The 22,895-nt window shown below is 69.8% G+C and carries 19 protein-coding genes and 5 pseudogenes; 6 read left to right on the forward strand and 18 right to left on the reverse strand.

Annotated features, from left to right (window positions below):
* Window positions 1–5: 5 nt before the first annotated feature.
* From QEG98_RS24830 to QEG98_RS24885, 12 genes and pseudogenes are all read right to left on the reverse strand, one after another.
* Window positions 6–2,090 (reverse strand): Tad domain-containing protein, encoded by a 2,085-nt coding sequence (locus QEG98_RS24830; protein ID WP_316563079.1) that lies wholly within the window; start codon window positions 2,088–2,090, stop codon window positions 6–8.
* Window positions 2,091–2,111: 21 nt separating this feature from the next.
* Entirely contained in the window at window positions 2,112–3,101 is a 990-nt protein-coding gene (locus QEG98_RS24835; protein ID WP_090494293.1) for a TadE/TadG family type IV pilus assembly protein, read from the reverse strand.
* Between the two features lie 431 nt (window positions 3,102–3,532).
* A complete protein-coding gene (locus tag QEG98_RS24840; RefSeq protein ID WP_316563080.1) occupies window positions 3,533–4,054 on the reverse strand; it encodes a hypothetical protein in 522 nt (173 codons plus the stop codon).
* A 205-nt stretch (window positions 4,055–4,259) separates the two neighbouring features.
* Entirely contained in the window at window positions 4,260–4,571 is a 312-nt protein-coding gene (locus QEG98_RS24845; protein WP_316563081.1) for an anti-sigma factor family protein, read from the reverse strand.
* Window positions 4,568–5,200, reverse strand: coding sequence for an RNA polymerase sigma factor (locus QEG98_RS24850; protein ID WP_026113989.1), 633 nt, complete (start codon window positions 5,198–5,200; stop codon window positions 4,568–4,570). The genes QEG98_RS24845 and QEG98_RS24850 overlap by 4 nt, the downstream gene beginning before the upstream one ends.
* Before the next feature lie 82 nt (window positions 5,201–5,282).
* On the reverse strand, window positions 5,283–5,690 hold the full coding sequence (locus QEG98_RS24855; RefSeq protein WP_011554655.1) for a DUF2085 domain-containing protein: 408 nt from the start codon (window positions 5,688–5,690) through the stop codon (window positions 5,283–5,285).
* A pseudogene (locus tag QEG98_RS24860) lies at window positions 5,659–6,709 on the reverse strand (ABC transporter ATP-binding protein). Before QEG98_RS24860 ends, QEG98_RS24855 begins: the two are co-directional and overlap by 32 nt.
* Window positions 6,706–7,724: pseudogene (locus QEG98_RS24865) on the reverse strand (ABC transporter ATP-binding protein). Before QEG98_RS24865 ends, QEG98_RS24860 begins: the two co-directional pseudogenes overlap by 4 nt.
* On the reverse strand, window positions 7,721–7,972 hold the full coding sequence (locus QEG98_RS24870; RefSeq protein WP_316563082.1) for a hypothetical protein: 252 nt from the start codon (window positions 7,970–7,972) through the stop codon (window positions 7,721–7,723). The pseudogene QEG98_RS24865 and the gene QEG98_RS24870 overlap by 4 nt, the downstream one beginning before the upstream one ends.
* Window positions 7,960–8,736: a hypothetical protein gene (locus QEG98_RS24875; protein WP_316563083.1), complete on the reverse strand. Its 777-nt coding sequence runs from the start codon at window positions 8,734–8,736 to the stop codon at window positions 7,960–7,962. Before QEG98_RS24875 ends, QEG98_RS24870 begins: the two co-directional genes overlap by 13 nt.
* A 6-nt stretch (window positions 8,737–8,742) precedes the next feature.
* Window positions 8,743–9,498 carry a general secretion pathway protein GspE gene (locus QEG98_RS24880; protein ID WP_090494303.1) on the reverse strand — a complete coding sequence of 252 codons (756 nt, stop codon included), beginning with the start codon at window positions 9,496–9,498 and terminating at the stop codon, window positions 8,743–8,745.
* A 61-nt stretch (window positions 9,499–9,559) separates the two neighbouring features.
* Window positions 9,560–10,395, reverse strand: a pseudogene (locus tag QEG98_RS24885) (DUF4292 domain-containing protein).
* Between the two features lie 43 nt (window positions 10,396–10,438).
* Here QEG98_RS24885 and QEG98_RS24890 point away from each other — a divergent pair.
* Window positions 10,439–11,161, forward strand: coding sequence for a MotA/TolQ/ExbB proton channel family protein (locus QEG98_RS24890; RefSeq protein ID WP_090494307.1), 723 nt, complete (start codon window positions 10,439–10,441; stop codon window positions 11,159–11,161).
* An 18-nt stretch (window positions 11,162–11,179) separates the two neighbouring features.
* On the forward strand, window positions 11,180–11,632 hold the full coding sequence (locus QEG98_RS24895; protein WP_011554662.1) for an ExbD/TolR family protein: 453 nt from the start codon (window positions 11,180–11,182) through the stop codon (window positions 11,630–11,632).
* 98 nt (window positions 11,633–11,730) lie between these two features.
* Here QEG98_RS24895 and QEG98_RS24900 read toward each other — a convergent pair whose 3' ends face one another.
* The 4 genes from QEG98_RS24900 to QEG98_RS24915 form a co-directional block, all read right to left on the reverse strand.
* Entirely contained in the window at window positions 11,731–13,575 is a 1,845-nt protein-coding gene (locus QEG98_RS24900) for an acyl-CoA dehydrogenase (RefSeq protein ID WP_090494308.1), read from the reverse strand.
* A 168-nt stretch (window positions 13,576–13,743) separates the two neighbouring features.
* Window positions 13,744–14,415 (reverse strand): MaoC family dehydratase, encoded by a 672-nt coding sequence (locus QEG98_RS24905; RefSeq protein ID WP_316563084.1) that lies wholly within the window; start codon window positions 14,413–14,415, stop codon window positions 13,744–13,746.
* Complete coding sequence (locus tag QEG98_RS24910) at window positions 14,415–14,864, reverse strand: MaoC family dehydratase N-terminal domain-containing protein (protein WP_002636736.1); 450 nt, start codon at window positions 14,862–14,864, stop codon at window positions 14,415–14,417. Before QEG98_RS24910 ends, QEG98_RS24905 begins: the two co-directional genes overlap by 1 nt.
* A gap of 14 nt (window positions 14,865–14,878) precedes the next feature.
* On the reverse strand, window positions 14,879–15,880 hold the full coding sequence (locus QEG98_RS24915) for a dihydrodipicolinate reductase (RefSeq protein ID WP_090494312.1): 1,002 nt from the start codon (window positions 15,878–15,880) through the stop codon (window positions 14,879–14,881).
* A 237-nt stretch (window positions 15,881–16,117) separates the two neighbouring features.
* Here QEG98_RS24915 and QEG98_RS24920 point away from each other — a divergent pair, with 237 nt between their 5' ends.
* Entirely contained in the window at window positions 16,118–17,233 is a 1,116-nt protein-coding gene (locus tag QEG98_RS24920; protein ID WP_090494314.1) for an HD domain-containing phosphohydrolase, read from the forward strand.
* Window positions 17,234–17,242: 9 nt separating this feature from the next.
* Here the strand turns inward: QEG98_RS24920 and QEG98_RS24925 are convergent, their stop codons facing one another.
* Window positions 17,243–18,988: a peptidylprolyl isomerase gene (locus tag QEG98_RS24925; protein WP_316563085.1), complete on the reverse strand. Its 1,746-nt coding sequence runs from the start codon at window positions 18,986–18,988 to the stop codon at window positions 17,243–17,245.
* Window positions 18,989–19,080: 92 nt separating this feature from the next.
* Window positions 19,081–19,410: pseudogene (locus tag QEG98_RS24930) on the reverse strand (HEAT repeat domain-containing protein); the annotation flags it as partial.
* A gap of 373 nt (window positions 19,411–19,783) precedes the next feature.
* On the opposite strand from QEG98_RS24930, the gene QEG98_RS24935 reads away from it, so the two are divergent.
* The 3 genes and pseudogenes from QEG98_RS24935 (at window position 19,784) to QEG98_RS24945 (ending at window position 22,737) form a co-directional block, all read left to right on the forward strand.
* A complete protein-coding gene (locus tag QEG98_RS24935) occupies window positions 19,784–20,401 on the forward strand; it encodes a hypothetical protein (RefSeq protein WP_316563086.1) in 618 nt (205 codons plus the stop codon).
* A 67-nt stretch (window positions 20,402–20,468) separates the two neighbouring features.
* On the forward strand, window positions 20,469–21,404 hold the full coding sequence (locus QEG98_RS24940; protein ID WP_090494318.1) for an AAA family ATPase: 936 nt from the start codon (window positions 20,469–20,471) through the stop codon (window positions 21,402–21,404).
* A pseudogene (locus QEG98_RS24945) lies at window positions 21,401–22,737 on the forward strand (DUF58 domain-containing protein). The gene QEG98_RS24940 and the pseudogene QEG98_RS24945 overlap by 4 nt, the downstream one beginning before the upstream one ends.
* Window positions 22,738–22,895: the final 158 nt, after the last annotated feature.

Below are 22,895 nucleotides of genomic sequence, written 5' to 3' on the forward strand. Positions count from 1 at the left end.
AGTCCTCAGTGCGTAATGATCTTCGGGGCAATGCCCTGAAGCGGTCCGGGCAGCGCGTCCATCATCTCACCAATCTTCGGCAGCGAGTGACGGCCCTGGAACACGGACGCCAGACGCGGGCGCCAGTAGGGGTTGAAGAAGTTGGGCTGCTCCGCCCAGTTGCCGGGACGGTGGTAGTAGGCCTGGCCGCGGGAGATGACGTTGAGGCCTTCGACCAGGCCCAGGAACTTCTTCCGGTTGTTCAGCATCTCCAGGCCGTCCGTGTCCGGAGTGAAGGCGAACTTCACCTTGCCCTCATCGTTCAACAGGGCGGGCGCGTTGGTGCCGGTACCGTCCTTGTTCTCCCGGTTCACGACCTGCTCCGGATCCTTGTTCAACGCGACCCAGGCGGTGGGCTGGTTGAAGTCCGCCTGACGCTTGGACGCGTCGCTCATGGACGCGTTGGCGGTGGGGTTGCACACCGAGCCGAGCTGGCCGGGCTCGAAGTGCATGAACGGCGTCAAGCCGCCCCAGCGGTGGTGACCATCCTGCACCGGCCGCACGTTGGCCGCGAAGACGTCCGTACGGGCCCAGCACACGAACGCGAGCTCCAACACGCAGATTTTCGAGCGGTGCAGCCCCACGTCGCGCTCGGGGCCACCCGGCCGCATGTGGCCGGACCAGTGCTCCGGGTTGCTCGGGTAGTTGACGCGCCAGTGCACGCCGCCCCGGTGACGGCCGCTGTCGGTGTCGTTGAGCGCCCAGATGCTCGTCTTCGTCATGTGCTTGTACGGCAGCTTGGAGGTGCCGTTGTCCCCCTTGCCCTTGCGGTTGTCGCCGAAGCACTTCCAGTAGTCGTCTTTCTTGGTGCACGACACCGGGTTGTCCGCCTTGCCCACACCCACATCGATCTCCGGCGGGCCGAACTTGAGCCAGTACGGGTCGTCCGAACCGATGTTGTCGCCCTGGGCCGTCATGCCCCAGGGATTCAGGTTGTCGTTCCAGTCGCGGATGTAGTTGCGGCCTTCCTGACCGGGACCGCGGCCAGCGCGGACCGCGTTGGCGTTGGGGAAGCCCGTGGAGAGCATGCGCGTCTGACCAATCTTGCCGAACTCGAAGATGCCCGGGATGTCCACGCCGCCATTGAAGAAGTCCCGCATGAAGCTGAGCATGTCCGGCAGCGGCAGCAGGTCACCCATGCGGCGGCTGGTGATGAAGCCCTGGGGGCACGCGCCGCCGTTGGCGTCACACGCGTAGCGCGTGGCGTTCGTGATGCCACCCATGGAGCGCTTGGCGCGGGCGATGGGGTCGTTGGCGGCCTTCTTCGTCACGTCCAGCGCGCCGAACGGGTTCTTCCACGTGTTCGGCGCCAGCGGCTTGCCACCCGCGTGCGGGCTGTGCGCCTGGCTGAAGAGACACTGGCTGTAGAGACCCGTCGCCAACTGGCTGGCCAGCGAGGAGATGTTGCTGTCGTTGTCGTCGATGACCGTCTGCGTGGTCTGCGTCACGTGCGTGGACGCGGACATCATCACCGCCTGCGACGCGAAGTACATCACGCCGTTCATCACCCGGTGCGCGGGGATGATCCACTCACCGATGATCCGGTCCGGATTCAGCCGCGTGATGACCTGTTGGATGGGTCTGAGGAAGTAGTTCCGGTATGCGGTCATGATCCGGCCAATGGCCTTGATGACCGCGCTTACATACGGGATGACGTTTTCCAGGATGGGACAAGCGATCTTCCAGAAGAGGTTGTTCGTCTTGCCCGCGCATGGATTCAACGTGCGCATGAAGCCGTAGATGTCCGTGAGGAACGCCTCGGCGGAATAGATGAGTGACAGCAGCGACTGCCACATCATCGCCGACACGTAATGCGACACCTGCGTGCGGTTGGCGTACGCGTAGAAGTTGAACGCGCGCGCCTCCATGGCGGCCATGGAGTACGACGCGGAGTCCGCCGTGTTCTGCAGGCGGATGCGTTCATGCACCGTGTGGCCGATGTTGACCGTGGTCAACACGGCGATGGACATGATCAACACCATCAGGGCGGCCAGCACCAAGGCCTGGCCTTCCTGGCGGCGGAAACTCTGTCGGAGGGTCCGGGTGAACATGGGTCGGGAGTCCTCTTCCTCTTACAGACCCCAGTCGGGGTTCAGGTGCATGATCCACTTGCGGTGGAAGTTGGACTGCATGCGCATGCTGTACGTGGCCGTCAGCGGCATGAAGTACCGCTTGCCAGCCAGGTCGGAAACGAGCGGGATGCTGCCGTTGGCCAGCATCCAGAGCACGGTCATCTCGAGCGGATAGACGGAGTCGTACCCCATCTCGTGCTCGATACCGCGGGCGCCGGCGAGCAGCGGGTTGAGGTTGCCACGCCGGTTCATCATGTTCGCGCGCGGGTCCACGGTGCCGCGGTCAATGGCGCCTCGCAGCGCCATGCCCGCGTTCGAGGCGAACCAGGAGTAGAAGATGATGGAGTTCGCGAACGGCACGCGCAGTTGGTACCAGTAGCGCAGGCGGATGGTCAGTCGCGTGGACTTGCGGAACACCAGCTCCGCGTCGTCAGGCTCCGGCAGGTTGAAGAACTTTCGGATGTGGTTCTCCAACGAGGGCACCTCCGGGAAGGAGTCCGCGCCGTCGAAGTCCAGCTCCTGCCAGTTGTAGCCGCTGCGCAGCTTCCACATCGAATCGATGGGCGTGAAGTACGCGGGACTGATGGTGTCCACGCGGATGACGCCGAACAGGTTGGAGCCGTTCACCGTCCGGGGCACGCGGCCGCCACCGAAGTTCAGCATGCGCATGCCGGAGTCGTAGAGCTGGTGGAGGACGAACGTCTTCCCCAACTCGACGATGTCGTCGGTACGCCCCATGGTGGGAAGCAACGCCACGATGGCCGCGTCATGCATGCGCTCGTTGTTGCCGTTCCACACGATGCCGGCACGCGCGGCCTGGTAGGCGGCGTACTCCGTCATCAGCTTCGCGTGCTGCATCATCGTGAGCTGGATGATCCCCAGCGTCATGAAGACGGCGAGCGGCATGATCATCGCCGCTTCCACCGCGGCCTGACCCGACTGCCGACGAGACGCCCCCTGCGCCCGCGGTTCCTGTGCTTCCTGTCCCATGAAACCATTATCCGGGGACTGGTGTCAGAAGCGCATCGGTCAAATGGACAGACCTGCGCCTACGTTTCCCTCCCATTTGATGAGAAAACTTGTCCCGCTATTTCGCGGGTTTAGAGGGCAGCTCGTTCGCCGATGACTCGCGAGCCACCCGCCGGCGCGCCGATCTGGCAGCCTCCGAGGCCGGCGCCTCTTGTATCACGAGGTTGCAAGCCTCGAGTCCTTCGGCACGCCTACCCAGCGCGAACTCAAACTCGCACAACTGGTTCAAAAGCGTCCAGCGCTCCTGCCCAGTCGCCCCTGAGGCCAGGGCCGAGCGGATCAGCCCAGCCGCCCGGGCCCCCTCCCCCGCGTCGAATGCCGCCCGCGCCTGGCGCGACAGGTCCGCGACGGTGGCGCGCTCCACGGGGGCGGTGGCGGCGCGGCGGTGGGTGCTACTTTCTTCGTGGCCGGTGCCGGCGCTGGGCGCTGAGGCTCGGCCTTGGCCGGGGCGGCGACGCCGCCCAGGGTGTCCTTGGATTCCGACGCGTCCAGCTCCTCGTCGTAGGCAGCGCCCCGCGCCGCTGGCGACTTGGCTCCCAGGCGCAGCGAGTCGCGCGGGGGACGGACCGAGGTGCCTGCGAGTCCGCGACGCGCCGCTCCAACCGACCAGCGAAGGCGTCGTCCGAGTCCGCCGGCGACGTCTGCAGGTCCATGGATTCGCTCGCGACTTTGGACTCCTCGTCCAGCGACGTCGGCGCCCCTTCCTGCGCCATGGGCGCGGGCTCCAGCGCGGCCTGCATATCGGCCTTGGGTGCGCGAGCAGCGGCGGGCGGCCCACGCTTCGCCTTGCTCTCGCTTTCACGGCGATTCCGCATGTCGAGCCCGCCGCCACTCCCAGCGTTGGCCCAGTCCTCCGCGAGCAGCCGCTGCTCCCGTGAGCGCTCGGCCCCCTTCGACTTCGCCGGCGCGGCCATGTCCCGGGCGGTGTAACCCGCCGCTTCCGCCTCGGCGGGAAGAGTGGGCGCCGCCGAGGGGCCGGCGCGGCCGCGGCCGGCGCGAAACCATCGGCGGACGGAGAAGCCACCAGCTCCTCCTTCGCGACCGCGACCTTCGCCTCGCTCAAGTCAGGCCGCGTGAGGTCGGGCGACCGGGCCTCGAGCGTCAGAAGGCCCAAGGTGCTCACGGAGGCCGGCCCACCACGGGCAACAACCACCGGCGCCAGCGGGACGGCTTCGGCGCGGGACCCGCGGCGGCGCGGCGCGCGGCCTGCTGGGCATAGGCCATCAGCGACTCCAGCCCCGCGTCCGGAGCGGGCTCCACCGACAGCTGGGACATGGTGGCGCGCACCCCGCGAATGTCGTCGAGGGCCTGGGTGCAGCGGGCGCAGCTCTCCAGGTGGGCTTCCACGAGGCGGGCCTCTGGCACCGGCAGTTCGCCATAGGCGAAGTCGAGCAGCCGGTCCTCCTGCGCGTGCGGATTCTGCGGCTTCATCCCACCACCGTCCTTCCGTCCTCGGCGAGGTCGCCGTCGACGCCCATCTCCGCCAGCCGGCGGCGAAGCCCGTCGAGCGCGTAGCGCATGCGGCTCTTCACCGTGTTCTCGGACACTCCCGTCACCTCCGCGATGTCCTTGAAGGGGATGCCGCTGTACTCGCGCAGGGTGAAGACCTCACGCTGCTCGTCCGGGAGCGTCGCCAGGGCTCGCTCCAACAGGGGACGCAACCGGGCGTTGTAGGCACCGCGCTCCGGGCTGGCCCCCGCGTCCGGCAGGCCTTCCCCCAGGGGGCGCGACTCGTCCCGCTCCGCTCCCGGGGCGGGTGCTTCCAGGGAAGACGCCTGGCGGTAGCTCTCTTTGCGCGCGCTGTCCACGCAGAGGTTCCTCGCAATCGTGTAGAGCCAGGTCGTGAACTTCGCCTTGGGCGTGTAGTCGCCGGCGCTCCGAACCACCTTCAGCCACGTCTCCTGCAGCACGTCCTCCGCCCGTGCCCGGTGCCCCGTGAAACGGAGGATGAAGTTGAACACCGGCGTCCGGTGCTTGCGCACCAGCGCCTCGAACGCGCGCGCGTCCCCCGCCTGGAAGGCGAGCATCAGCCGCTCGTCTGAGGTTTCCGGTCCCAACACTCCCCCAACTCTCCTTGGAGCCACCCTCACCCGGCCCACTCCGCCACCCGTGCACAGTGAACGTGCGACGGGCCGCCAGGGTCTATCCCCGGCGAGGTCTCTGGTAAGTGGCGAGAATGACAGGGACGGCCACCGCTGTCACGAGCGCGCCTTGCGCCAGGAGCACCGCCGGCAGTGGCTGCTGCAGGTGCACGTACAGGGAGCGGCCGAGCGCGGCTCCCAGCAGCACGCCCGTCAGGGTGCGCACCGCGTTGCTCCCCGACGCCGGCCGGAAGCGGCCCACCGCCCAGTCCGCCAGCGCGGGAACGGTGAGCGCCAGGACGGCGGGCACGTCCAGCGCCCACCGCAGCGGGGCGCGCACGGCGAACAGGCCCACCATCACGGCCAGCAGCACCGGATAGGTCCCCAGGCAGCGCGCGCACACGCGCACGCCGCCGAACAGGTAGGTGCGGTTGTACTCATCCGGATGATGATGGCTGAGCCAGAACACCGGGACTTCCTCCAGAAGGGGCTGCGGCCGGGGCCTCGCGCGCATCGGCCTCCGCCAGGAAACACGCGGCGAAGTGGCCACCGCCCAGCGCATAGGACGGGGGCGACTCGCGCCGGCACCGCTCCATGGCATGCGGACAGCGCGGATGGAAGGTGCAACCGGGGGCGGCGCCAGGGGTGATGGCGGCTCGCCCGGCACCAGCAGGCGCGTCCGGGCGTGGCCCGGGTCCGGGACGGGCACCGCGGACAGCAGCGCCTGGGTGTACGGGTGGCGCGGCTGACGGTACAGCGACGCGGCCGGGGCCAGCTCCACGATGCGGCCCAGGTACATGACGGCCACCCGGGTGGACACGTACTCGACGATGTTCAGGTCGTGGGCGATGAAGACGTAGGTGAGGCCCCGCGCCTGTTGCAGGTCCACCAGGAGGTTGACGATTTGCGCCTGCACGGACACGTCCAGCGCGCTGATGGGCTCGTCGGCCACCACCAGGTCGGGCCGCAGCGCCAGCGCTCGCGCGATGCCGATGCGCTGCCGCTGCCCGCCGGAGAACTCATGGGGGTAACGCGCCAGCGCCTCGCGCGGCAGCCCCATGGCGTCCACCAACTCCGCCACCTCGCGCTCCCGCTCCCCGGCTCTCGGGCCAGCCCGTGGATGGCGAAGGGCTCCTCCAGAATCTCCCGGACCGTCATCCGGGGATTGAGCGAGGCATACGGGTCCTGGAAGACGAACTGCATCCGCTGGCGCAGCGGCCGCAGTTGGCGCTGGGACAGTCCGGTGAGTTCCTGCCCGTCGAAACGAACGGAGCCCGCCGTGGGCTCCACCAGCCGCAGCACCGCGCGCCCCAGGGTGCTCTTCCCACAGCCACTCTCCCCCACCACCCCCAGCGTCTCCCCGCGCCTGACGTCGAAACCCACGCCGTCCACGGCCTTCACCGCGCCGCGCACCCGGCCGAGCACGCCGCCTCGCACCGGGAAGTGCACCTGGAGGTCGCGGACCTGGAGCAGCGGTGTGGAGCTCATGGCGCGGGCACCGGGTTGTGGCAGGCCGCCCACTGCCCCTCTCGCGGCGAGGTCAGCGCGGGCTTCGCGTGCGCACAGATGTCCAGCGCGCGCTCACAGCGCTCCCGGAACGCACAGCCGACAGGCAACTGCCGCAGCGGTGGCACCCTGCCGGGAATCGCCCGTAGCCGCGCCCGGGTGGCGCGAGCGCCGCCCACGTCGCGCCTGGACGGAATCGAGCGCAGCAGGCCCGCGGTGTACGGGTGCGCGGGCTGGGAAAACAGCGCTCGCACCGGGGCGCGCTCCACCACCCGGCCCGCGTACATCACCACCACCGCGTCGCAGCTCTCCGCCACCACGCCCAGGTCGTGCGTAATCAGCAGCACCGCCATGCCCCGCTCGGCCTGAAGCCGCGCGAGCAGGTCCAGAATCTGCGCCTGGATGGTGACGTCCAGCGCGGTGGTGGGCTCGTCCGCGATGAGCAAGGCCGGGTCACACGCCAGCGCCATCGCCATCATCACCCGCTGCCGCATGCCTCCGGAGAGCTGGTGTGGATACGCGTCCACGCGCTCGGCCGGCGCGGGGATGCCCACCTGCCGCAGCATCTCCACGGCCTTGTCCCGGGACTGCGCGCGCGAAGCGCCCAGGTGCAGCCGGACGCCCTCGGCAATCTGCTCGCCCACGGTGAACACCGGGTTGAGCGACGTCATCGGCTCCTGGAAGATCATCGCCGCGTGCCGGCCGCGCACCCGGCGCAGCTCGGCCTCCGGCAGCGCCAGCAAGTCCCGGCCCTGGAAGCGCACCTCTCCGCCCACCACGCGCACCGGCGGCTCGGGCGCCAGCCGCAGCAGGGACAGCGCCGTGAGGCTCTTGCCACACCCGCTCTCCCCCACCACGCCCAGCGTTCCACCGGGGGCAGCGCGAAGGACACGTCGTCCACCGCGCGCACCGGCCCCGCCTCCAGCGCCAGCTCCGTGGTCAGCCCTCGGACGTCGAGCAACAGCTCCTGGCCCGCGGGCGTCACGGCGGCGGTCACTTCTGGGCCAGTTCCTCCAGGAACTCCCCTTCCTGGATGACGCCCTTGCGGATGAGCAGGCGGATGAGGCTGGCCACCATGCGGGCCGGCTTCACCTTCTCCGTGTCCAGCGAGGCATCCTCGCCGCGGGAGATGCGCTCGATGTCGTCCAGGATGGCCAGGTCCTCGTCGGAGAACTGAGGCGTGGGCGTGAGCGGCACCGACGGCCGCGAGCCCTGCGCCGCCCCTCCGAACATCACCACCGGCACGCGCGGCCGGCCCTCCGCTCCGTCTCCCTCCGCGTCGGGAGGCGGAGGCGGCGGGGGCCGCACCGGGGGCGAGGCCTTCCGGCCCAGCAGGTCATCCAGCGCGTCCGCGCCGGCGTCGCCGTCGGTGGCTTCCGGCGGCGGCGGCGGGGGCGAAGCCGAGCCTCGGAGCGAGGGGGATGCGCAGCGGGGGGCGGAGACGGCGGTACGGACTTGGGCACGGGCTTCGGAGCCTCCGGGAAATCCCATTCGAGCGGCGCGCCAGCGGCCACGGGCGGAGGCGGCGCACCGTCCTCGTCCTCCAGGGCCACGGCTTCCACGATGTCCAGCGGCTCGCCCCGGGCCCGCGCCAGCGCGGCGTCCAGGTCGTCCGAAGCCGCCACGAAGACGCGCATCTGCTTGCGGAGCTGGAAGCGCAGCTCGTCCACGAGCGTCACGTCCGCCGGGTCATCCACCGCGACGAGGATGCGCTCGCTGCGGCCTTCCACTTCCATCCGGAACGGCACGATGCGGTGCTCGGACTGGAAGTCCAAGGACACCAGACTCGCGACGTTCGCCGGAATCTCCTCCGGCAGCTCCACGAAGGGAAGCGCGTGCTGGGCGGACAGGGCCTGCGCGATGTGCGTGGGCGTACACAGCCCCTGCGCCACCAGCACCTCACCCAGGCGCTGACTCCCGAAGGCGCCCCGGCGTCCCAATGCCACGCGGACCTGCTCCTCCGTCACGACGCCGGCCTCGACGAGCAGCTCACCAATCTTCTTGCGCATGGGGGACTACCGCTTGACCTTCGCGAGGTACTCCTCGCGGCTGAACACGCCCTTCTCGATGAGCAACTCCACCATCGCCTTGAGGGCGGCGACTTCCTTGCGCTGCACTTCTTCCACGCTGCGAAGCAGCTCCGCCGGGCTGCCGGAGGCCGCCGCGGGACGGGCGGCGGGAGCCTCGGGCGCTGGAGCGGAACGGGCCGAGGCCGGAGCGGCGCGCGGCGCGGTCGCCACGGCCGCCGGGTCCAGGTCCTTGAGGTTCTTCACCACCGTGCGGCCCTGGGCGTCCACCACCTTGAAGTTGGTGTCCGCGTCCTCCAGCTCGTGGTTCTGCTCGTAGATGCGCGCGAAGGCCCGGGCAATGGAGGTCCGGCCCGCCACGTTGGGGATGATGCGGCACTTGGTGATGGCGCGCAGTTCGTCCAGCATGCGCACGTTGAGCGGATCCGACATCGCCACCACCAGCGACTTGCCGTCATCCCTCACCTGCAGCGGCAGCACGGAGAAGTCCCGCGCCGTCTGGGCCGGGATCTTCGCCTTCACGTGCGGCTGCACCATCTGCACCGCATCCAGGTTCACCGCCGGCATTCCCAGTTGCTTGGACAGGGCGCGCACCAGGATGTCCTCGGAGACGAGGCTCATCCTGACCAGGATTTCGCCCAGCTTGCCGCCCCACTTCGCCTGTTCGGCGAGCGCGGCCTTCAGCTGGCTCTCCTGAAGCACGTTCGCCTTGATCAGCAATTCACCAAGCTTGATCTGTGCCATGTCGTGGCGCGCACTCTAGACTGTCTCGGCAGCGTGCGCCCCTTCTTCCGCGCCTGCTCGGTCAGGAACCCGGTGCCAGGGGCGCGGACGACCCGGAGGCGGGCGCCCCGGCGGGCAGCTCCCGGCCGGCCTCATCCACCTCCACCACCCGGGCTCCCTCGGGGGGACCAACTCGTAGAGTGTGAGGTCCGGTCGCGCGTTGAGTTTGATCTGCTGGTAGCGGACCTGGAGCTTCGTCTTCGCCTGCTTCGCCTCCAGCGACACCCGGCCCGGGAAGATGAGCCCGCCCTGCTCCAGGAAGTCCTCGAAGCCCAGGTCGTACCCTGGGATGCCCCGCACCTGGCTCTTCATGACGCGCAGGTACTTGGTGTGGACGTCGAGCACCTGGGTCGCCGGGCCCCGGAAGAGCGTCAGCACGTAGACGCCCTTCTTGCGGTCCAGCTCCAGCGTCATCCGCTCCGGGGGGATGAGCGGCACCTGCCCGAGCATGATGGGCACCAGTTCCTCGCCCGGCAGCATGACCGGCAGGAAGCGGGACACGTTGGCGGGGCTGGCGGGGCCTTGGTACCAGGTGTTCGTATCCGCCTGATACAGCCCGAAGCGCTGTCCGTCGGACACCAGGGAGGCGAGCGGCCTGTTGAAGAAGTCGAACGTCTCCAGGTGCAGCATAGCCGGCCGGGTGACGGCGATGAACATGCTCAGCGTGCCGCTCTGGTCGGGCAGCTCGGCGCGCAGCTTCGCGTCCCCCTCCAGCGTGACGACGTTCTCCTGGTTCTTCACGACGCGCTGATAGACGGTGTCCGCATCCGTGAGCTCGCCTTCAGGGCCGAACTCGATTCGCTTGGGACAGCCAGAACAGAGCACTACCAGGAAGATTGCGACGGCTGCGCGGTTCATATGTCCTAGTCTGGGCCAAGCCGCCCTGCCCGGTCACCCACCAATGAGCCTGAACGACATCCTCCATTACCTCCGCCTGGGTGGCGTCACCCTCGCCATGCTCATCTTCGCCTCGGTCGCGGCGCTGATTGTCGCCGTCGAGCGCATCATCGCGCTCTGGGGCGTGGGCGAGCGTTCACGTGCCTTGGGTGAGACAGTGAACAAACACCTGCTGCGCGGGGATGTCGCCGCGGCCCGCACCGCCGCCGAGCGCTCCGACGCGGTGGCCGCTGACATCTTCCTGGCCGGGTTCGACCGGATGGAGCGCAGCCGCACCGCCGGGGGCGCTGGCATCGAGGCCGCGGTGGAGCGCGAGCGTGCCCAGGTGGCCCTCAAGCTGCGCCGCTACCTGTGGATCCTGGCCACCATCGGCTCGATTACGCCCTTCGTGGGCCTCTTCGGCACCGTGGCCGGCATCATGCGCTCCTTCAAGGACCTGGGCCTGGACGTGGAAGCGGGCGGCACGGGCGGCAGCGTGGCCGTGATGACGGGTATCTCCGAGGCCCTGGTCGCCACCGCGGTGGGCATCCTGGTCGCCGTGCAGGCGATGGTCTTCTACAACTACTTCCAGGCCCGCCTGTCCCGCGTGCTGGTGGAGCTGCGCCTGATTGGCGATGAGTTCGTCGAGCTGCTCAAGGAGCGGGCCGCCGGCCTGCCGCCGTCCGAGCCCATGTCTCCCGAGCCGCAGGCCGCCCCCGCCACGCGCACGGACGCCCAGCCCGCCTAGGCCGGAGGAGAACGCACCATGGGCATGGGAAAGACTCCGGGCAGCGACGACGGCTCCGAGGATGGCGTCTTCGCTGAAATCAACATCACCCCGCTCACCGACATCTTCCTGGTGCTGCTCATCATCTTCATGGTGACCAGCTCCGTCATCGTGCAGCAGGGGCCGGGCGGCGGCGCCAAGGCCGGCCTCAAGGTGAACCTGCCCAAGGGCGGCGCCGCGGACGTCACCGCGCGCACCACGGACCTGTCGGTGGCGGTGCTCGCGGACGGGCGCTTCATGCTGGCCGGCAACGTCGTCTCCCAGGACGAGCTGCAGCAGGCCTTCGATGACGCCAGGCAGAAGGACGAAGAGACGGTGGTCATCGTCCAGGCCGACGAGGGCGTGCCCCACGGCACCGTGGTGCAGGTGATGGAGCTGGCCAAGAAGGCCGGGCTCGCGCAGCTGGCCATCGGCGTGCGCGAAGGCGAATAAGCAACACCTCCCCGCTGGAAACACCAAGGCCACCCAGGGCAGCGAGCCCGGGTGGCCTTTGATGCTTCAGGCGCCCCGCCATTCAGCGAGGCGCGGGCTCAGACGGACGCGAAGGCGGCGTCCGAGATGTCCATGGGCGAGGTGTCCTCCATGGTGAGCATCTTCGCCGCCTGCTCCACGTTGGGCAGCACGTTCCGCGCGTACCAGAGGGCGCTGTACTTCTTGCCCTCGTAGAAGGCGTGGTCCGGGTGGTCCGCGGAGACGGAGGCCTTCGCCTTCTCCGCGATGAGCGCCGCGTCCAGCAGCAGCCAGCCCACGGCGACCTCGGACATCATGTTGAGGAAGCGGTTGGCGGACAGCGGAATCAGCGGGAACTTGCTGCCGTCCTGCGACCAGCCGAACACCACCATGGCGCTGGCCATCAGGGCCTCCTGCGCCGCGGCCAGGGACTTCACGGCCTCGCCGTAGACGGCGTGCTCGCGGTGGGCCTCGATGAAGGAGCCCACGTCGCCCATGAACTGCTGGAAGTGCATGCCGCCCGCCTGGCCCATCTTCCGGCCCACCAGGTCCATGGCCTGGATGTGGGTGGTGCCCTCGTAGATGGAGAAGATCTTCGAGTCGCGGGTGTACTGCTCCACCGGGTAGTCCTGGATGTAGCCGGCGCCGCCGTAGATCTGGATGGCCTGCGCGCACAGGCGGAACGCCTGCTCGGAGCTGTAGGCCTTCACCAGCGGGGTGAGCAGCTCCACCTGGCCCTTGTGGTAGGTGGCCGCGTCGTCGTCCTTGCCGGCCAGCTGGCGCGCCTTGTCCAGGTGCATGGCCAGCTTGATGATCAGCGAGCGGATGCCCTCCACGTGCGCCTTGATGTCCAGCAGCATGCGGCGGACGTCCGGGTGCTCGATGATGGCGGCGCGGGGCGCGGTGGGGTCCTTCCACTTGGTGAAGTGGGAGCCCTGCTTGCGGTCCTTCGCGTAGTCCAGCGCGTTGTAGTACGCGGCGGACGCCAGACCGATACCCTGGATGCCCACGGCGATGCGCGCGCCGTTCATCATCTTGAACATCTGGCTCATGCCGACGTGCTCGACGGTGCCCACGAGCTCGCCGACACAGTTGTCGTTCTCACCAAAGTTGATGACACAGGTGGCCGAGCCGTTGATGCCCATCTTGTGCTCGATGGAGCCCACGCCCACGTCGTTGGGCTGGCCCGAGCTGCCGTCCGCGTTGATGCGCAGCTTGGGGACGATGAACAGCGACAGGCCCTTGGTGCCCGGCGACGCGCCGTCGATGCGCGCGAGCACGAGGTGGATGATGTTCTCCGCCATGTCGTGGTCGCCGCCGGAGATGAAGATCTTCGTCCCGCGGATGTTGTAGGTGCCGTCGCCGTTGCGGCGGGCCGTCGACTTGGCCGCGCCCACGTCGGAGCCGGCGTGCGGCTCGGTGAGGCACATGGTGCCGCCCCACGTGCCGTTGAGCATGCGCTCCACGAACTGTTTCTGCTGCGCGGGCGTGCCGCACTCCGCGACAACTTCCGCCGCGCCAAAGGCCAGGCCAGGGTACATGTTGAACGCCGAGTTGGCGCCCGACAGCAGCTCCTCCACCGTCACCTGGAGCATCATCGGCGAGCCCTGGCCGCCGTGCTCCGGGCTCACGCCCACCGTCTTGAAGCCCTGCTCGTAGAGCTTCTTCCACGCGTCCTTGAAGCCCGTCGGCGTGAAGACGGCGCCGTTCTCCACCCGGCAGCCCTCCCGGTCACCCACCGAGTTGAGGGGCCCGAGCACCTCGCGCGCGAAGCGGTAGGTCTCCGACAGCACCGCCTTCGCTTCGTCCGGACCCCAGGCATCGAACGGCGCCTGGCCGGCCACCTGGCCGAAGCCGAACTGCTCGAACAGCGTGAAGAAGATCTCTCGAAGGTCGGTCTTGTAGGTGTTGATCCCGGCGGACATGGCCACTCCTGCGTGACGGCTCGCTGCCCGCCCTCAGTGAAAAAGGATGAGGTCAGCGGCGCGTTGAGACGCAGGAAGTGTGGCGGCGACTGATTTTTGAGTCAACCCCGAATGACACCTCGCGTTGAGGGGCGGTCAGAACCGCCCCTCGAGACGCGGTGCGCCTGCCTACTTCTTCGCCTTCTTGGCGGAGGGAAGCGTGGCTGTCTTGGCCGCCGGCTTTTCCCTGGGAACCGTCTTCTTGGAGGTGACGCCCTCGCGGCGCTCGTCCGCCTCGTCGCCCTCCTCGCTGGAACCGGAGGCGCTGGTGGCGGAGGCGGGCGCGGCGGCGTTGGCGCTGCTCAGGCTCTCCCGAGGCACCTCCACCACGATGGGGGACTGGCCGGAGCGCTGCCGGTTCTCGTCCTCCAGCGAATAGAAGAGCTGGATCTGCGAGGAGCCCTTCATCAGCAGTTCGCCCTTCTGGTTCTCCGCCCAGAGGTCGATTTCGACGAAGTAGCGGCCCCCGGAGCCGTGCCGGTCGCTCACGCGGCCCTTGCAGACGACGGTGTCACCCGGCCACACCATCTTGATGAAGCGCACGTTGTAGCGCCGCATCTGCCCGCCCCGGGCCCAGTCACTGATGAGCTGGCCGAGCATGCCCATGACGAGCATGCCGGGCGCGTAGACGCTCGGCATGCCCACGCTCTTGGCGTAGAGCTCGTCCACGTGGACCGGGTTGAAGTCTCCGGACGCCCCGGCGTAGCGCGACAGCTGGACGCGGTCGACGGGCGCCTTGGCCAGCGCGGGCAGCTCGTCCCCGACGCGGATGGCTTCGAAGTACAACTTGCGCGCGGGCATCACGGGGTCTCCTTGGCGGCGCGGACCACCAGCGTCCGGCGGGCGCGGAACACGAGGTTGCCTTCCTCGTCACGGCCTTCATCCTCGATGACCGCGATGTCCATCTTCCCGGACATGCCCGGCCGCTCGAAGACGTCGGAGACGCGCGTGGAGACGTAGATGCGGTCCCCGGCGAAGATGGGCCGCTCGTAGTCGAAGCCCTGCTCCGCGTGGAGCAGGCTCTTGATGCCCACGCCCAGCAGCTCCCGCAGGTCCGCCGCCGAGTGGAAGGACGCGGGGAACGTGGGGGGCGCGATGATGGTGGGGTACCCCGACGCCCGGGCGTACTCCTCATCGTAGTAGATGGGGTTGTAGTCCCCGATGGCCTCCGCGAACCGACGGATGGCGCCCTTTTCGACCTCGTTCAGCGTCGGCGGCGAGGCGCGGCCGATCGCGTTCTTGTCCAGCATTTCCTCTCCTGACTCTAGCGTCCGGCCGGAAGCTCGAGCACCGTGAGGAGCCCAGCTTCGGCGGCCGTCAAGCGTGGCGCGGCATTCACCAGCGCATTCGCGGTGGCCCGGTCGCCCGCCACTCCCCCCGGGATTTCCAACACCAGCTTCGGGTCAGCGTCGATTTCGATACGGTCCTTGGGGTCATCCGCCCCCATCGCGATGGTCAGCTCCAGTCGCACCCGCTCCTGTCCGTCCTCCAACCCCACCACGGACTGGAACATGCCAGCCACCCTTCCCTTCCTGACGGGAAACGCGCCGCCGGAGATGTCCTCCTCGGCGAACACGGGGGCTACTTCTTCTTCGAAGTCGTCGCAATCCAGCCCCAGGCCGAGGGCCGCGAGCGCCGCGGACTCAACAAGGCCAACGTGGCCCAGTTGCTCACTGTCCACCAGCTCGAAGAACTCCTCCTCCGTCAGCCCCGCGCCCACAATCCGCTGCAAGGACGGGCGGCGGGTCCGCGCATCCACCACGCGGGTGACGGTGGCACGACGGACGGGACCGCACACCTGACCGGCAACCGCCACCAGCCGGTCCAGCACGAAGCCCGGATTGACGCCGGTCCCCACCACGGCAACGCCCGCCTCCTGCGCCGCCTGGTCCAGTTCGTCCGCCAGCTCCGGATACTTCAGATACGGGAAGGCCAGCTCCTCACAGGTGCTGGCCACGGGCAGTCCCAGCTTCACCGCCTCCATCACCTGGTCGAACACCTTGGGCAGCCGCGAGCCGGTGGCATGCAGCACCACCACGCCCTTGCGCTTGCCCACGGCCTGCGCCAGCGAGGCGGAGACCTTCACACGAGGGGCGGGACCTCCCAGGACATCACCCAAGGGGCGGCCCACCAGGCCGGATTGCACGTCCACGGCCCCGATGAGCTCCACCTCAGGTGAAGACATCGCAGCCCGGGCAATTTCCTGACCGATGAACCCCAGCCCCATCACCACCACCGGCACGGGCCCTTCCGGGGCTTTTGCCATCGGAGATTGCTCCACGATTCCAAGGGGTTAGCGATACAGTCCAGCGTTGCAGCGCACCATAAATCACACCTTGGCGACCAGGCAAGCGTGACGTGGTTCTGCCTCTCTTCCTGAATGGCAGAACCTCCAAGGATTTCCATGGCTTAGAAGCCCATCACCGGCCTGGGGGGCCTTTTGGGGGCGCGTAGCGGCGTGTATAAAGCTGTACAAGCACGCTGTCCTGGAGGCACCTCGGGCATGGATCGCATCCTCGTCGTGGACGACGACGTCCTCATCCTGGCCGCCCTCTCACGCATCCTCCAGGCAGAGGGGTACGACGTCGTCACCCACAGCAACCCGGCGGCGGCCGCCCGGGAGGTCGGCTTCCAGGTCGTGCTGACGGACTTCATGATGCCGTACCTCAACGGCATCGAACTGCTCGGCGCCCTTCGGGAGAAGAACCCCAAGGCGGTGCGGCTGATGCTGACGGCGGCGGCGGACTTCCGCACCGCCTCCGAAGCGGTCAACCGCGGAGAGGTCTTCCGGCTGCTGGGCAAGCCCTGGTCACTCAGCGACCTGACGAGCAGCGTCCGGCAGGCCTTCGCGCACTACCGCCTGGTGGACGCCAACGAGCGGCTGTCGCGCGAGGTCGCGGAGAAGAACGCGGAGCTGGTGGCCATCAACCGCGACCTGGAGCGGCGGGTGGTGGAGCGCACCGCGGGGCTGCTCGACGGGCTCATCAGCGCCCTGGACTACCGCGATACGGAGACGCAGTGGCACTCGCGCCGCGTGTCGCTCTACTCCCGCCGGCTGGCCCAGGAGGTGGGGATGACGGGCGGAGCGCTGGACGTGGTGGAGCAAGGCGCGCTGCTGCACGACATCGGGAAGATTGGCGTGCGCGACTCCATCCTGCTCAAGCCCGGTCCGCTCACGCCGGAGGAATGGGTGGAGATGCGCAAGCACCCGGAGTTCGGCTACCGGATGCTGGCGAAGATGCCCTACCTGCACGAAGCGGCGCTCATCGTGCTCCAGCACCAGGAGCGCTGGGACGGCAAGGGCTACCCGCAGAACCTGGCGGGCGAGGACATCGTCCTGGGCGCGCGCATCTTCTGCCTCGCGGACACGGTGGACGCGATCACGTCCGACCGGCCCTACCGCAAGGGCCGGCCCATGAGCGTGGCGCGGGATGAAATCCGCCGCTGCGCGGGCACCCAGTTCGACCCGGCGCTGGCGGAGGCCTTCCTCAACATTCCGGAGACGGAGTGGCAGCGCATCCGCCAGGAAGTCGAGGCCTTGGAAGCGGCGGAGAACGAGCGCTGGAACAACGACCCGCTCGGTCCTCCCGCGCCCCTGGCCCGTGCCAGCGGCGCCTGAGTCAACGCTTCAGGGCGCCAGCTCCACCGCGCGCACTTCGCGGATGACGTCCCCTTCCAGGAGGGCGTCGACCACGTCCATGCCGGACACCACCTCGCCAAAGGCCGTGTAGCGGCCATCCAGGTGCGGCTGCGGGGCGTGGGTGAAGAAGAACTGGCTGCCGCCGGTGTCCTTCCCGGCCAGGGCCATGCCCAGGGTGCCCCGGCCGTAGGGCCGACGCGTCATCTCGCAGCGAATGGAGTACCCCGGCCCGCCCTCACCGTCCCCGCGCGGGTCTCCCCCCTGCGCGACGAAGTCCGGCACCACGCGGTGGAAGGTGACGCCGTTGAAATAGCCCTTGCGCGCCAGCGCGTGGAGGTTGCCCGACGTGAGGGGCGCCTCGTCCACGTCCAGCCGCACGGTGATGTCCCCCTTGTCGGTGCGCAGCACGAGCCCCGCGCGCGCCGGAGCGGCCACGGGCCGGAAGGTGTTCGCGGGCAGCTCCACGCGCGCCGAGCGCACCCGCTGCCCCGTCAACTGCGTGAGGGCCTGCGCCGCCACGCGCCGCACGTTGGCGTGCGGGTGCATCAGCCATTCACGCAGTCGGGGCTCGGCGGCCGGGCCCTGCAGCGCCACCAGCGCGCCCGCCACCGGCTCGGCCAGGTCTCCCGGCGTCTGCGGCACACGTGCCGCCAGCGCCTCCACGGCAGGTAGCGCGGCCGCGTCCTTGAGCACACCCGCGGTCGCCGCCGCCGCGCCCGCCACCACTTCATCCTCGCCTTCGATGAGCTCACGCACCGGCGCCGCCGCCTCGGGCACGGGCCGCGCGGACACGGCTTCCAGCGCCGTCAGGCGCACGCGCGCCTCGGGGTGACGCAGGTACTTCACCGCGAAGCCCGCCCCTCCCTGCCCCTTCGCCTGAGCCACCTCGCGCAGCCCCAGCGCCAACCGGCGCGCCTCGGGCACGCGCCCATAGCCACAGCCCAGGACTTCCTTCAGCGCGCCCTCCTGCCGGTCCACCGCCGCCGCCAGCCGGCAGTCCAGCCAGGCCAGGTCCGCTCGCGCGACATCCGAGGCCGCGCCCCGCTCCGCGTCCGCCAGCGCGAGCCGCAGCGACTCCAGGACGGGACGCCCAAAGGCGGGCAGGCCCTGCTGCGCCAGCGCCAGCAGCGCGTGTCCCTCCGCCGACCGCGCCAATGTCTCCACCGGCGCCTTCGCGCCCTCCGGCGCCGATGCCCCCGCCGCCGCCGGAGGCGCCATGCCCCGAGCCACGCGTCTGGCTCGCGCTGCCAAGGCCTCCAGCGCATCCACCGCGGTGCACGGTCCACTGCAAGCCGCCGCCAGCTTCGCCAGCGAGCGCGCCGCCTCCGCCGCCACACGCGGAACCGTGTCCTCCAAGAGCCGCCCGAGGACCACGGCATCCTCGGGACCACCCACGTCCCCGAAGCCCTTCGCGCACGAGGCCCGCACGTCCGCGTCCGCGTCCCCCAGGCAGCGGCGCAGCGCGGGCAAGGCCTCGGGCCGCTTCACGGTGGCCAGGAATTGAGCCCCTGCCTGACGCGCCTCCACCGGCCGCTCGGCCGCGAGCAGCGCCTCCGCTGGCGCCAGTGGCACCTGGGCAACCACCGCCGCGCCGCGGGTGCGTGCGAGGACGCCCAACGCCTGCGTGGCCCAGGCCGCCTCCGCCCCATCCGCTTCGCGCATCCGCTCGGACAGCCACGCCACGGCCCTGGGCGTCCCCAGCCGGCCCATGGCCTCCACCACCGCCCGCCGCACGTCCGCGTCGCGCTCCGTCCGCCGGCTTCGAGCAGCGCCTTCTCCAACGCCGCAAGCTCGGCATCCACCAGGGGCTCCCAGGACAGGGCGAGCACGCCCGCGGCGAAGACCGCCTCGCCACGTACCGCCGCGTCCTCATCCTTCAGCCCCGCGATGACGGTCTCCAGGGTGGCCGGGTCCTGGATTCGCGCCAACGCCCGCAGGGCCCGAGCACGCACCCGGGCATCCGGTGCACGGGCCGCCAGCGACACCAGGGCCCCATTTCCCAGCGAGCGCGCGTCCTCCCACGCCAGGATGCGCTCGAGCGTCTGCGCGTCCACGGGAGGCGGCTTCACCGGCGGCACGGAACGGACGCATCCGGACAGCAGCGAGAAAGCGACGACACATGTCGACAGGGTACGGACGGAGTGCGAGCGGCGCATGGCGCGGGCCTAGGTCAATTCCCCGCGAAAATCCAGGGGTTAGGCCGCGAGGGGTTTGACACGCAAGGCCGGCGCTCCGAAGATGACACGTGGATTCTCTCCGCGGGAGCGTTGGTCCTGAACTGCCCTGGCTGCGGCTCGAAGGTAGCCGCCAACACGTCCATCTGTTCCGTCTGCGATTACATCATCGATGGCTCGTTCCTCTCGGGGGAGCCGCCGGCCGAAGAGTCTGAGGAGTCCACGGACGCGGCGGAGGACCCCCGCCGAGCCGCCGGCCGCCTCCCCGCGGCGCCCACGTCCGGCCTCAGGCAAGTCGGGGAGTAGGCCCGCCGCCGCGCCGCCGCCCGACTCGGACTCCACCAACATCCGGAGCATGGAGGACGTCGCCCGCAGTGCGCCGCAGCAGCGTGCGGCGCGTGCAGCGGCGCCTCGGCCCGCGCCTCGCAAGGCGCCCGCTCCCGAGCCCGCGGCCTCGGTGGACCCGTGGGACCGCTCGGACTCGTACGACCGGGGCAGCGCCGTCACCGACCCGGATGAGCTCATCCGTGACGCGAAGGAGCTGTTCGCTCAGCTCCAGGGTGGCGACAAGGTCGCGTTCTGGGGCGCGGCGGTGGTGCTGATGTCCTGCTTCATGCCGTGGAAGGAGACGGCGGTGGATGGGGACGTGCTCGGCTTGATGAGCCTGGGCGCGGGCGCCTTCATCATGTCCATCCTCCTGCTCACGGCCGTCACGGTGCGCGTCAAGGGCTCGCTCCCGAACGTGAACCCGGTGGTGCCGTGGATGGGCCAGCTCATCATCAGCATCGTGTGCCTCATCTGGTGCGTCGTGTTCATCAAGGTGTCGTCCGACACGACGATGGTGCCCACGCCCATCGGCAACTCGGAGATGATGAACTCGTCGCCCAGCTTCGGCGTCTACGTGGCCGTCCTGGGCGCGGTCGCCACGCTGGGCGGCACGCTGCTGGGGCTCAAGGGCCAGTCCTCGCACTGAGCCTCCGCGCCTCGAATGAAAAAGCGCTGCCGCCCTCCGCGGCAGCGGGCTAGCGTCACCGGCCACCATGTCCGACGCCTCTCCCCTCTCCCGTCTCACCGCCGCGCTCGACGCGGCCGTCTTCGGACAGCAGCGCGTGCTGGAGGACCTGGTGACGGCCTTCCTCGCGCGCGGCCACGTGCTGCTGGAGGGCGTGCCCGGCGTGGCCAAGACGCTCACCGCGCGCAGCATGGCCGGCGCGCTGGGGCTGCTCTTCACGCGCATCCAGTTCACCCCGGACCTGATGCCGGCGGACATCCTGGGCACCAACGTCTTCCAGCCCCAGGACCACGCCTTCCGCCTCGTGAAGGGCCCCATCTTCACGGAGGTGGTGGTCGCGGACGAAATCAACCGCACCCCGCCCAAGACGCAGGCCGCGCTCCTGGAGGCCATGGAGGAGCGGCAGGTCACCATCGACGGCGTGTCCCACGCGCTGCCGCCCCACTTCTTCGTGGTGGCCACGCAGAACCCCCTGGAGCTGGAGGGCACCTACCCGCTGCCGGAGGCCCAGCTGGACCGCTTCCTCATGCGCGTGCGCGTGGGCTACCCGGAGGCCTCGGCGGAGACGACGATGCTCCGCGCCTTCCACCAGCGCGAAGGCAAGCCGGCCACCACCCGCCAGGTGCTGGATGCGCCCACGCTGCTGGAGCTGCAGTCGCACGCCGCCCGCGTGTCGTGTGACGACTCCATCATCCAGTACGTGGTGGCCATCGTCCGGGAGACGCGCACCAACCCGCGCGTGCGCCTGGGCGCCAGCCCCCGCTCGGCCCAGGCGCTGCTCGCGGCCTCCAAGGCCCGCGCCGCGCTGATGGGCACGGACTTCGTCACCCCGGATGACGTCAAGGCCGTCACCTTCAGCGTCCTCAACCACCGGCTGCTCCTCAAGGCCGAGGCCGAGGTGGAAGGCATCACCGCGGACGACGTGCTGAAGCAGACGCTCGAGCGGGTCCGAGTGCCCCGGTGAGCGCCGGGCGCCCCGTCCCCACCGGCCTCGCCGTGGCCCTGCTGGCGGCGGGACTCCTCCCGGCGGCGCTCGCGGTGGCCAGCCCCGCGTTCGGCTGGCTCGCGCTGGCGACGGACGTGGCCGTGCTGGCCCTCTGCGCCGTGGACTTCCTCCGGGCCCCGCGCGCCCAGAGCGTCCGCGTCTGGCGGCGCGTGGAGCCCGTCCTCTCCTCCGGCACGCGCAACGCCGTGCACGTGGCGCTGGAGCGCCAGGACGCCGGCACCGCGCCGCTGCACGTGGAGGTCCGCGACGAGCCGCCCGAGGACATGGCCAGCAGCGGGCACCGGCAATCCCTCACCCTGCCCGCGGCACGGACCACGCCCCAAGAGCTCACCTACTTCGTCACGCCGCCTTCGCGGGGTGACGCCCGCTTCGGGGACGTGCACCTGCGGCTGCGAGGCCCTCTGGGCCTGTGCGCGCGACAGGTCCGCGTCCCCGCGACGATGGACGTCAAGGTGTACCCGGACCTCACCGCGCTCACCCGCGAAGCACTGGCGCTGGCCCACGCCTCGGACGCCCCTTCCGCGCGCACGCAGCGGCGGCGCGCCTCGGAGGGCCGGGAGTTCGAGTCGCTGCGCGAGTACCGCCCCGGCGACGACTACCGCCACATCGACTGGAAGGCGTCCGCGCGCCACGCCCACACCCTGGTGCGCACGTGGCAACCGGAGCAGCACCAGCCGGTGCTCCTGCTGCTCGACTGCGGCCGGCACATGGCGGGCCGCATCCAGGAGCGGCGCAAGCTGGACCATGCGGTGGACGCGGCGCTGCGGCTGGCGCGCGTGGGCCTGGAGGCCGGTGACGTGGTCGGCGTGCTGGCGTTCGCCAGCGGCGTGCGGGCCTACCTGCCGCCACGCAAGGGCCGCGAGCACCTGCGGCTCATCACCGAATCGCTCTACCGCACCGAGGCCGCGCTCGAGGAGAGCGACTACGGCCGCGCCTTCGACTTCGCCTTTGCACGCCAGACGCGGCGCGCCCTGGTGGTGCTGTTCACGGACCTGGTGGACCCGGACGCCTCCGCCAGCCTCCTCACGCGCACGCTGGCGCTGCGCCCCCGGCACCTGCCCGTCGTCGCCTCACTGTTGGACGAGGACGTCCAGGCGGCGGCCCACGGTGTGCCCACACAGACGCAGGATGCCTACGCGCGCCAGGCCGCGGCACGGCTGGAGACGGAGTACCGGCGGACGGCCACCACCCTGCGGGACGCGGGCGCGCTGGTGATCCGAGCCCCGCGCGCGGCTTCGGCGCGGCCACGCTCAACGCCTACCTGGACGTGAAGGCGCGCGGACTGCTCTAGGCCTCTGCGTCAAGTCCAGCGAAAGTTTTGTACGCAGTGTGCAGTCAACGTGTATCGACGCCGCTCGCAAAGAAGCATGCCAATCGCGCGGAGGCCGATTTTTCGGCCTCGGACACGACCCCCTTTACAGATAGGCGCGCGTCAACAAAATGGCCGGT

Origin of the sequence: Myxococcus sp. MxC21-1 (genome assembly GCF_032612255.1) — a bacterium.
Taxonomy (GTDB): domain Bacteria; phylum Myxococcota; class Myxococcia; order Myxococcales; family Myxococcaceae; genus Myxococcus; species Myxococcus virescens.